The organism is Dankookia rubra, from assembly GCF_004355005.1.
Lineage (GTDB): Bacteria > Pseudomonadota > Alphaproteobacteria > Acetobacterales > Acetobacteraceae > Paracraurococcus > Paracraurococcus ruber_A.
Window position 1 is genome coordinate 58,619 of sequence record NZ_SMSJ01000031.1, and the last position, 10,261, is coordinate 68,879.

The window sequence follows — 10,261 nt, forward strand, 5'->3', positions numbered from 1 at the left end:
TCCCTCGTCACAGCCATCCGCGCTCGCGGAAACTGTTGAGGTCGACCCCAGGCGGCGCGTACCAGCCGCCAGCGCGATAGCGAGCACCGAGCTGAAGCGCCGCTTCCTTGTTGCCGAAGGGAATGCGCAACGGCGTATCGCCATCAGGAGCATCGGGAGACCGAAGCTCCGGTGCGCTCTTGCGGAGTCGCGCCGCTCGCGTCGTCCCGGCGTTGGCTTTCCGCTTGCGGACACCTGCCTTCCCGCTTGGCATCCCGCGTCTCTCGCCAAGCTCGGCCTCGACCTCCGCTGCCGGCGCGTCGACAGTGCGTTGGTTCCGTGGACGCTTGTTCGTCACGGTCTTTCGAGCAGCCGCTGGTCGCCCGATCCCGGCATCGGCCCGGGCCTGTGCGCCGTCCCTCTTGGGCGCATGCTGGTCGAGGAAGGCGCGGCAAGCGGCGCCGGACGACGTGTAGCCCCGGGGCGGCTTGAGCCCTTTCTGGCGCGCCAAGCTATCCACGAAGCTTTTCATCGCTGGCGTCGGCGGCCGATCCGGACCCGCGTCCCTGGCGATACCGCCCAGTAGCTTGGCGTCCACGTCGCCTGCGCCCTCCTGCAGTCGGCCAATGATCCTGCTGGCCTGGGCGCAAACTGCGTCGATCGCCCCGATCATCTCCTGCTGCCCGACCAACACCTCGTCGAGCAGGCGCTCCATCTGCGCGGTCACGCCGGGGTCGACCAGCGCCGGATCGGCTTTCTCCAGCACGGCGAAGAGTGCCAGGCCGCGCTCGGTGGGAACAATGTGCTTGCCGTCGGCTGTCAGGAACTCCTGCGCCTTGAGCCCGCGGATGATCTCGGCCCGGGTCGCCGGCGTGCCGATGCCCTTGGCCTCCTTTAGCCGCTCTTGCAGCGCCTCATCGGCGACAAAGCGCCAGGCATTCTGCATCGCCTCGATCAGCGTGCCCTCGTTGTAGCGCGGCGGTGGCCGGGTCTCCTTGTCCTCGACCATGGCGTCGCGCAGCGTGGCTGTCTCGCCGTGCCGGAGGGCGGGCAGCAGTTGCGCCTCCTCGCCCTTCTCCTCGGCAGGCTGCCAGTCCGGGAAGGCCGCGCGCCAGCCGAGCTCGATCGGCTGCCGCCCAGCGGCGCGGAACAGGTGCCCGCTGACATCGAGGGTGACGGTGGTCTGCCGGTAGCGGAAATCCGGCATCATCGCCGCTAGGTAGGACCGGGCGATGACGTCGAACAGCCGCCGCTCATCGCCCGTGAGCCGCAGCCAGACCTCCCGCAGCGTGTCCACCGTGTTGACGTTGGGGATGACGGCGTGGTGGCTGGCCCCGGCCAGGCCCTTGTCGTGGAAGTGGCCGCCCGCGCCGCGACGGATGACCGGCGGGTCCGGCACAGGGATCTCGCTGAAGGCCCGCCCGATCCGCAGTCCGTCGACGATCCGCGACACATCCGGGATCAGGCTCTCGGGCAAGTAGCGGGTCTCGGCGCGGGGGTAGGTGATGACCTTCTTTCCCTGTCCGTCGTACAGCTCCTGCGCCACCTCCAGGGTGCGTGCCGCCGACCAGCCGAAGCGCGAGCCGCACAGCTTCTGCAGCGACGGCAAGTCGTGCAGTCGCGGTGGGGATTGCCGCTTGTCCTCGACCTTCACGGCGAGCGGCCCGGCGAAGCCCTCGGCGGCTGCGGCGATCACCTCAGCATCCGCGCGCCTGAGGATACGCTCCTTGGGCGCATGCCGCATCCGGAGCTGCCCGGCTTCGGCCTGGGCGGTGGCGACCACCTCGAAATAGGCCTGCGGGACGAAGTTGCGGATTTCCAGCTCGCGCTTGCAGACGATGGCCAGGGTCGGGGTTTTCACGCGTCCAACGCCGATTACGGTGCGCGCGCCGCGGGCCAGGGTCACGGTCGCCGTGCGGGTCAGCGACAGGTTGTAGATCTGGTCGGCCTGCCGCCGCGCGACGGCAGCCGCGTAGAGACGGGCAAACTCCGCATTCGGTTTGGCCTGGGCAAACGCGTCGCGGATGGTCTGCGGGTCCTGGGCGGTGAAGATCACCCGCATGACCGTGCCGCGGTAGCCGTAGTGCTCCAGGATCTCCTGGCCAATGAGCTGGCCTTCCCGGTCGCAGTCGGTGGCGAGCCAAACGCGTTTTGCTCGGCGCAGCGCGTCGCGAATGGCCTTGAGCTTCGGCGCCTTGTTGCCGCCCGTAGCCGGCTTGGTACCGTAGAGGCCGTCCGGCCGCAGCAGGACCGCCGCCCAGCGTTTCCAGTCGGCTGAAACCTCCTCGGGCTCGACAAGGTCGAAGAGGTGCCCCTCGGCGGGCAGGATCGCTCCATAGCGGCTGCCGACAGCGGCCCTGACGTCCTTCGCTTGGCTGGTCTTTTCCGTGATGACGATCTGGTCGGTCATGCGGGGCTCCGCATGTTCTCTATAGGTTCCAGGCAAGCGGCGCTATGGTTCATTCGTAGGCTCAGCCTCAGCACCCGCGCGAGAATGCCGCCGCAGTGGTCGAGCTACTCTCCCCAGCCACCGGCGATCCGCTACGACTCGAAGCAGACATTCGTTCCTTTGCACGACGCAGCTGAAGGCCGCCTGGCACCTCTCAACAGCAGCGGTCTGACGGAGCCGTGATGAGGCCTGACAACCCTGACCGCACATTCGCGAATCCGACCATGGCAAGGTCGGCACGGGACGTGTGGACGCATGATGGATCGGCGCAGTTCTCCAACCAGTTCGGACCTTTCCGGCACAGCCGAAGCCCTACCGCTTGATGGACCTGATGCGATGGTCCGGGTACCCGGCAGCTCCTTCGTCATGGGCTCTGATAGCCACTATCCTGAGGAAGCGCCGGCCCACCTCGTCGAGATGGAAGCCTTCTGGATCGACCGCGCGCCGGTGACGAACGCGGCGTTCCGTTGCTTCGTCGAGGCGACCGGCCACGTCACGGTCGCCGAGCTTACGCCCGACCCGAGCCAGTATCCAGGCGCACGCCCGGAGATGCTGCGCGCCGCCAGCCTCGTCTTCCGCAAGACACGCGGGCCCGTGGACACGCGCGACTGGTCCCAATGGTGGGAGCTCCGCGCCGGCGCCGACTGGCGCCACCCCTACGGTCCTGGCAGCAATCTCGTCGGCCTGGACGAGCATCCCGTAGTGCATGTCGCATATGCCGACGCCCTGGCCTATGCGCGATGGGCGGGCAAGGACCTGCCGACCGAGGCCGAGTGGGAGTTTGCCGCGCGCGGCGGCCTGGCCGATGCCGAATATGCCTGGGGCGACGAGCTCACGCCGGGCGGCAGGCACATGGCGAATACCTGGCAGGGCACCTTCCCCTACAAGAACACGGCCGAGGATGGCTGGCGCGCGACCTCCCCGGTCGGCGCCTTCCCGCCGAACGGCTACGGCCTGCTCGACATGATCGGCAACGTCTGGGAGTGGACGCAAGACTGGTTCGCGCCGGGTCACCCGGCCGATGCCGCGAAGCCCTGCTGCGTGCCGCGCAACCCCCGCGGCGCGGCGGAGGCAGCGAGCTTCGATGCCGCGCAACCGCGGATCCGCATCCCGCGCAAGGTCCTGAAGGGCGGCAGCTTCCTCTGCGCGCCGAGCTATTGCCGCCGTTACCGGCCCGCCGCGCGGCATCCGGAGCCGGTGGACACCTCGACCTGCCATGTCGGCTTCCGCTGCGTGGCAAGGTCCGCACGGATACCAGGGGAGGAGCAGGGATGAGCCAGAAGACCACGCGGCGCAACGTGCTGCTCGGCACCGCGGCAACCCTTTCGGCCGGGCTCACTGCCGGGCCGACGCTCGCCCAGGCGCCGCAGGCCCAGCCGCCGCGTCCGGCCCCAGCGCCCGCCCAGGCCGGCGGCGGGCAGCCGCGGCGCCCGAACATCCTGGTGATCTGGGGCGACGACATCGGCTGGCAGAATGTCAGCGCCTATGGTCTCGGGACGATGGGCTACACCACGCCGAACATCGACCGTATTGGCAACGAGGGCGCCAAGTTCACCGACCACTACGCCCAGAACTCCTGTACCGCCGGGCGCGCCGCCTTCATCACCGGGCAGTACCCGATCCGGTCCGGCATGGTGACGGTCGGCATGCCGGGCGACGAGCTCGGGCTCAAGCCCGCCTCGCCCTGCCTCGCGGAGGTGTTGAAGCCCGTCGGCTACCGGTGCGGGCATTTCGGCAAGAACCATCTCGGCGACCGCAACGAGCACCTGCCCACGGCGCACGGCTTCGACGAGTTCTTCGGCAACCTCTATCACCTGAACACGCAGGAGCAGCACGAGTATCGGGACTACCAGAACTTCGCGCGCGCCTACCCCGGCGGCCCAGAGGCCTTCGCGCGCAGGTACGGCACGCGCGGCGTGCTGCACTCCTTCGCAACCGATACCGATGATCCGACCGTCGATCCCCGCTTCGGCCGGGTCGGCAAGCAGCGGATCGAGGACACGGGGCAACTCGGCCAGGAGCGCATGAAGGACTTCGACGCCGGGGAGGTGATCCCGAAGGCGCTCGACTTCATGAAACGGGCGCAGGCCGAGGACCGGCCCTTCTTCGTCTGGCTCAGCACCAGCCGAATGCACCTTTACACGCGTCTGAACGAGAGGTGGCGCTACGCCGCCGACCGCTACACGCACGAGGACGACTACCACGGCAGCGGCATGCTGCAGCACGACCACGATGTCGGACTGATCCTCAACTTCCTGCGGGAGAACGGGCTCGAGGACAATACGATCGTCTGGTACTCGACCGACAACGGGCCCGAGCATTCCTCCTGGCCCTATGGCGCGACCACACCCTTCCGTGGCGAGAAGATGACCACCTACGAGGGCGGCGTGCGGGTGCCATCGCTGCTCCGCTGGCCAGGGGTCATCAAGCCGGGGCAGGTTCTGAACGGCATCCAGGCGCACCAGGACATGTTCACGACCTTCGCCGCGGTGGCTGGCGTGCCCGATGTGGTCGAGCGCATGCGGACGGAGAAGCGGCAGTACATCGACGGCGTGAACAACCTCGACTACTGGGCCGGCAGGGCGCCAGAGAGCCGACGCAACGACTTCCTCTACTACTTCGAGAGCAGGCTCATGGCCGTCCGGATGGGGCCATGGAAGCTGCATTTCGCCACTCGTGAGAACTACTACGACGTGATCATGGCGCGCCATGCACCGCTCTTCATAAACATCCGCAGCGACCCGTTCGAGAGCTACGACAGCAAGGACTCCTACGGGCACCTGGCGCAGAAGGTGTCATGGGTGTTCGAGCCCATGACCGAGCTGGTCCAGGAGCACCTGAAGACCCTGGCGGAGTACCCGCCCGTCCAGGGCGGCACCTCCTTCGACATGTCCAACATCGTGCAGGAGTTCCTGCGGCGGACACGCCAGTGACGCTGCGCGGGCAAGCCTGAGCGCGTCGCCAGGGCGGTAGGTTGGCTTCCTATGCATTTCTGCGGCCTGATCCAGCGACGCGGATCGGGCCGTGGCGAACGGGCGCCACATTCGCATCGAGGAGGACAGCATGCAGTTCATCGACCTCTTCGCCTGGGTCGTCCTGCTGGTCGTCATCGCAACGCTGGTCGCAGTCTTCGTCGCACTCGGCATGATGCCCGGCCGTATCGCGCGCCGGCGAGGGCACCCCTGGGCGGAGGCAGTGGCGATCGGCGGCTGGGCCACCCTGATGTTCGGCTTCGTCTTCTGGCCGTTGGTGCTGATCTGGGCCTATGTGGACGCCCCGACCAGGCGGGAGGCGGGCGAATGATCGTCGTCCTCCTCAACAGCTACATCGCGCTCCTAGCCCTCTTCGTCTGGCTCCGCGTGGTCCCGCTCAACCTGTTCTGGAAGCTGTCGCCGGTCCTGGTCCTGGTGGCTCTCCTGGTCGGGCTGTTCATCCCGATGCAGTGGGGAGCGCCGGCGGGGCCGGCCGCGGTGGTCCGCAACTCCGTCCAGATCATCCCCTCCGTCGCCGGCGAGGTCGTGGAGGTGCCGGTCGCCGCCAATGTGCCGGTCAGGGCCGGCGACGTTCTCTTCCGCATCGATCCCACGCCATACGAGGCGCAGGTCCGCGCCATCGGGGCGCAGCTCAGGCTCGCGGAGCAGCGGCTCTCGGAGATGAGCGAATTGCGCCGCAGCGGCACCGGCCGGGCCTTCGACGTCGAGCAGCGCGAGGCGGAGGTCGCGCAGTTGCGCGCCCAGCTCGACGTGGCGCGGTGGGACCTCGGCAAGACCGTGGTGCGCGCCCCGGCGGATGGCTACGTGACAAACCTCGCGCTCCGTGCCGGGGCGCGCGTCACCACCCAGGCCCCGGTGATGGCCTTCATTGAGACCTCGGAGGCCATCCTCGGCATGGAGGTGGCGCAAGCCTTCGCCCGCTACGTCAGCCCCGGCCAGCCGGTAGAGGCGACGTTCAGCATGCTTCCTGGCCAAGTCCATGGCGGTCGCGTGGTGACGGTGGTGCAGGCGATCGCGCCCGGGCAGGTCCAGCCCGGCGGGCTTGCCGTCACGCCCGGCGGCATTCGGCCACAGCCATTGGTAGTCCGCATCGCGCTCGACGACACGGAGGTGGCGCGACGGCTGCCGGCGGGCAGCACCGGCTCGGCGGCAATCTTCACCGACCATGTCGAGGCAAGCCACGTGATCAGGCGCGTGCTGCTACGGCAGACGGCCATCCTGAACTACGTCGATCCTTTCTAGCCAGTGCAGAGCTTCGACCGTCCAGCACCGACGACGCCCGGGTAAGTCCGACTGCTTCACGCAATCACAGAGTCCGGTTTCCGCCCAAGGCGGTCAATCAAGGCCACGGCAGGAGGGGGCCGCGTCAGTGGCGAGAGCGCTGGGCTGTGCCGACCAATCAATCGGGAACGGCGCGAGGAGCCGCGGCAGGGTAGCGTTGTCCGGCTGCTGCCGATTAAGGATCACCTCCACGATGTCCGGCGCCAGCAGGGTCAGCCGCAGCAGCGTCCCCAGGTAGCCCCTCTCGATTCGCTCTGCCGTCGCCATCTCGCTGATCGAGGCGTACCGACCCTCGTCCAGCAGCCGCTGGTACCGGAACGCCCGCGCCAGCGCCTTCACCAGCGCTGGGTTGGAAAGCGTCGGCACAGTCGCCGCGTCGTCCCGCTGTACCGGCGTGACCACCGTCTTCCGCCCCGACTGCCGCCGGATCTTCAGCGGCACCCGGACCGTGATGCTCGTCGCCTCCATCATGCGGCCGCCCTCAGCGCCTCGGGCGCGCCGACGGTTAGGTCACGCACCAGCCCTGCCAGGCCCTCGACCCGCAGCCGGATATCAGCGCCGGCGGGCCCGACCACTACCCGCTCCACCAGGGCTCGGACGATGCGCGCCTGCTCGGCCGGGAAGAGTTCGCCCCACAGTGGGTCGAGCTTGGCCAGGGCCTCCCGGACTTCACCCTCCTTGAGGTCCGGCGTCTCCGCCCGCGCCGACATCCAAGTGCCGACCAAGACCTCTGGCTGACGCAGCAGCGCCCGGACCTGATCGACCACCGCGGCCTCGATCTCGGCCGCCGACACCCGCCGGACGATGCCGTCATCACCGGCTGCATCGCCCTTCAGCACCCGCTGCGCGACGTAGTACCGGTACAGCCGCCCCTTCTTCCGGCAGTGCGTCGGCGACAGCGCCCGGCCATCCACCCCGAAGATCAGCCCCTTCAACAGCGCCGGCGCGTGTTGCCGGTTCTGGCCGGCCCTGGTGCGCGGGCTAACCTGCATGACGGCCTGCACCCGGTCCCACAGGTCCCGAGGCACAATCGCCTGGTGCTCACCGGGATAGACGTGCCCCTTGTGTGCGACTTCGCCAACGTAGGTCCGCAGGTTCAGCAGCTTGTATACGTCGCCCTTGTCCAGCAGCCGGCCAGACCGGCTGGCCACACCCTCCGCCTGGAGCCGCCGAGCGGTCTCGGTCCCGGAGCCGGTCTCAACAAACAGCTCGAACACCCGTCGCACCCGCGCCGCCTCAGCCTCGTTTGGCACCAGCTTCCGGCCGCGCACGTCGTAACCGAGCGGCACCTTGCCGCCCATCCACATGCCGCGGGCGCGGGAGGCGGCGAACTTGTCCCGGATGCGCTCGCCGATAACTTCGCGCTCGAACTGGGCAAAGCTGAGCAGGATGTTGAGCGTCAGCCGCCCCATGCTGGTCGTGGTGTTGAAGCTCTGCGTGACCGAGACGAAGGTCACTCCGTGCGCCTCCATGGCCTCGACCAGCTTGGCGAAATCCATCAGCGAGCGGGACAGCCGATCGATCTTGTAGACCACGATGATGTCGATGCGGCCCTGCTCAATGTCAGCCAGCAGGCGCCGCAGTGCCGGTCGCTCCAGGGTGCCGCCGGAGAAGCCGCCGTCGTCGTAGTGGTCACGGACCAGCACCCATCCCTCAGCCCTCTGGGAAGCCACGTAGGCCTCGCAGGCGTCGCGCTGGGCGTCCAAGGTGTTGAACTCCTTCTCCAGCCCCTCGTCGGTGCTCTTGCGCGTGTAGACCGCGCAGCGGAGTTTCTTGACCATGGCGTGCATGGCCGGCTCGGGTAGCTTCCTGCGGCTCATGCCTCTGGCCTCCCCTTCAGCCCGAAGAACGTCCAGCCATTCCAGCGCGTGCCGGTGATGTGCCGGGCGATGGCGGACAGGGAACGGTAGGGCCGACCCTCGTACTCGAAGTCGTCGGCCCGGACGGTGACCACGTGCTGGATGCCGTCGTACTCGCGGACAAGCCGCGTGCCGGGGAGCGGCCGGCTGTCGGCCCGGATGCGACGGAGGACGATGTTCCCGCCGTCCAGCTGCTCGCCCAGCGCCTCCAGCCTGGCCCGGGTCTCGGACTTCAGGCCGCCATAGGCCAGCTCCTGAATGCGATAGGCCAGGCGGCTCTGGATGTATGCCTTGTTGAAGGGGGGCGGCTCTTTGCCGAAGAGCTCGCGCCATTGCTGCTTCAGGTCGGCAATCGGGGTGGTCTGGAGCGCGGCCAGGCGCGGCAACACCTGCGCCGGCGGGATGGCAGGGATGACCGGCGTGGTCGGCACAAGCTCGGTCACGGGTCGGCGTCGGGTCATGCGGTGGCCCTTTCCAAGGGGTCCGCATGCACGCTCTGGTCGGCGGTGAAGTGTAGCGAACTCTCTCCCTTAGCCGCCGCCCTGGCGGCGTCGCGGGCGAAGTCCCTAGCAGTGCGGCAACGAAGCCGCACCAAGCCGGCAGCGAGGAGGGCGCAGATTTCTCGCAAGTGCGGCGGGAGGTGGAAGTTGAGCTCGCCCTTTCGGAGGGGACCTTGGGGCTCAGGAGAGAGTTTCTCCCCGGACTCGACCGGGTAGCGGTCGCCGGATAGAAAACAGTCCGAATCTCGGGATGGAGTTGCGCTCATGATCGGGCGCCTGCGCAGTGCGGACTGAACCGGAATGCCTTCCTCTGCTGATGGCGATGGAAGCGTTTTGCGACGACACCCTGCTCGAGCAATTGCGTAAGGCGATAAGTCGGCCGCTCCCCCCAAGACCGCCTCGAACACCGGTGCGGAGTCGCTGGATGGACGATGGCTGGGTCGGATCTTTGGACGACAAGAGGGCTGTTGCCCGGGTGGCTAGACAACCCACGCCGTGGGATGAGGTGAACACGACGCGGAAGCAAGCCAGGGCTGCACTGGAGCGCGACTTCCGCGCGCGAATTGCCTCTGGCGAGGTGGTGTTGACGGGGCTGCAAATCGCGCCGACTGCCGCGTACACCCGATCGAAAATTCCGCCCATCTGGGCGCCGCGACTTCGGTTTCTGACGACAAAGAACGTAGTCTTCATGGGAAACATCAAGTTCGTCGATGTCCTGGCATCGCATTTTGTGCGAACGACCATTCCTCTGCCGGCCGAGGCGGAGGCCGAAGGGGCGCCGGCAAATACTCCAGATCCGCCTAAGAAGCCTCCTGGGCGGCCGTCGTATAAAAGGGCGATTGAAGAGGACCTTCGGACTCACTGGGCAGATGTGCGTCGGCGTGCAGCCAAAGAGGCGAATGGCAAGCCAAATTGGTCCGAATTGGCGCGGGTCATGCGCAGGCGCCTCATCAAGGCCAACAACAATCATCATGACGGGATCCCGGAGGAGCCAACGCTTCGAAAACATCTGCCACGAATCTACAAGCAGCTGCTGCGGGAAAATCCTGCGCTAAACTGATTTGCTCAGATTAATATCGCGCAGCTGATTTATTGATCCGGCCTGGGCGGTCTTGAAGGCGAGTAGGATCCGTCCAGGTTGGGGGCATGAAGCATGTGGACATGCGCAAGCTGCCGGCGGCGGCGCAAGAGGAACGTCGG

Annotated in this window: 9 protein-coding genes; 5 read left to right on the plus strand and 4 right to left on the minus strand. The window is 67.5% G+C overall.

Annotated elements, in window-relative coordinates; all coding sequences use genetic code 11:
* Window positions 1-7 precede the first annotated feature (7 nt).
* Window positions 8-2,389 carry a type IA DNA topoisomerase gene (locus tag E2C06_RS20200; protein ID WP_133290422.1) on the minus strand — a complete coding sequence of 794 codons (2,382 nt, stop codon included), beginning with the start codon at window positions 2,387-2,389 and terminating at the stop codon, window positions 8-10.
* A 375-nt stretch (window positions 2,390-2,764) separates the two neighbouring features.
* Between E2C06_RS20200 and E2C06_RS20205 the strand changes: the two genes are divergently transcribed.
* From E2C06_RS20205 to E2C06_RS20220, 4 genes are all read left to right on the plus strand, one after another.
* On the plus strand, window positions 2,765-3,703 hold the full coding sequence (locus E2C06_RS20205) for a formylglycine-generating enzyme family protein (protein WP_206664609.1): 939 nt from the start codon (window positions 2,765-2,767) through the stop codon (window positions 3,701-3,703).
* Window positions 3,700-5,361, plus strand: coding sequence for an arylsulfatase (locus E2C06_RS20210; protein ID WP_133290423.1), 1,662 nt, complete (start codon window positions 3,700-3,702; stop codon window positions 5,359-5,361). The genes E2C06_RS20205 and E2C06_RS20210 overlap by 4 nt, the downstream gene beginning before the upstream one ends.
* Window positions 5,362-5,452: 91 nt before the next feature.
* Window positions 5,453-5,731 carry a DUF3302 domain-containing protein gene (locus tag E2C06_RS20215; protein ID WP_206664610.1) on the plus strand — a complete coding sequence of 93 codons (279 nt, stop codon included), beginning with the start codon at window positions 5,453-5,455 and terminating at the stop codon, window positions 5,729-5,731.
* Window positions 5,728-6,663: an HlyD family secretion protein gene (locus E2C06_RS20220; RefSeq protein WP_133290424.1), complete on the plus strand. Its 936-nt coding sequence runs from the start codon at window positions 5,728-5,730 to the stop codon at window positions 6,661-6,663. Before E2C06_RS20215 ends, E2C06_RS20220 begins: the two co-directional genes overlap by 4 nt.
* A gap of 93 nt (window positions 6,664-6,756) precedes the next feature.
* On the opposite strand, the gene E2C06_RS20225 is transcribed toward E2C06_RS20220, so the two are convergent.
* Genes E2C06_RS20225 through E2C06_RS20235 form a run of 3 tightly spaced genes read right to left on the minus strand, consistent with a single transcriptional unit; the run spans window position 6,757 to window position 9,022 of the window.
* Complete coding sequence (locus tag E2C06_RS20225; protein ID WP_133290425.1) at window positions 6,757-7,173, minus strand: hypothetical protein; 417 nt, start codon at window positions 7,171-7,173, stop codon at window positions 6,757-6,759.
* Window positions 7,170-8,492 carry a recombinase family protein gene (locus tag E2C06_RS20230; protein ID WP_241671378.1) on the minus strand — a complete coding sequence of 441 codons (1,323 nt, stop codon included), beginning with the start codon at window positions 8,490-8,492 and terminating at the stop codon, window positions 7,170-7,172. The genes E2C06_RS20225 and E2C06_RS20230 overlap by 4 nt, the downstream gene beginning before the upstream one ends.
* 26 nt (window positions 8,493-8,518) lie before the next feature.
* A complete protein-coding gene (locus E2C06_RS20235; protein WP_133290427.1) occupies window positions 8,519-9,022 on the minus strand; it encodes a DUF2924 domain-containing protein in 504 nt (167 codons plus the stop codon).
* Window positions 9,023-9,485: 463 nt separating this feature from the next.
* On the opposite strand from E2C06_RS20235, the gene E2C06_RS20245 reads away from it, so the two are divergent.
* The gene (locus tag E2C06_RS20245) at window positions 9,486-10,121 is read left to right on the plus strand and encodes a hypothetical protein (RefSeq protein WP_133290429.1); all 636 of its coding nucleotides are present in this window, start codon (window positions 9,486-9,488) and stop codon (window positions 10,119-10,121) included.
* Window positions 10,122-10,261: the final 140 nt, after the last annotated feature.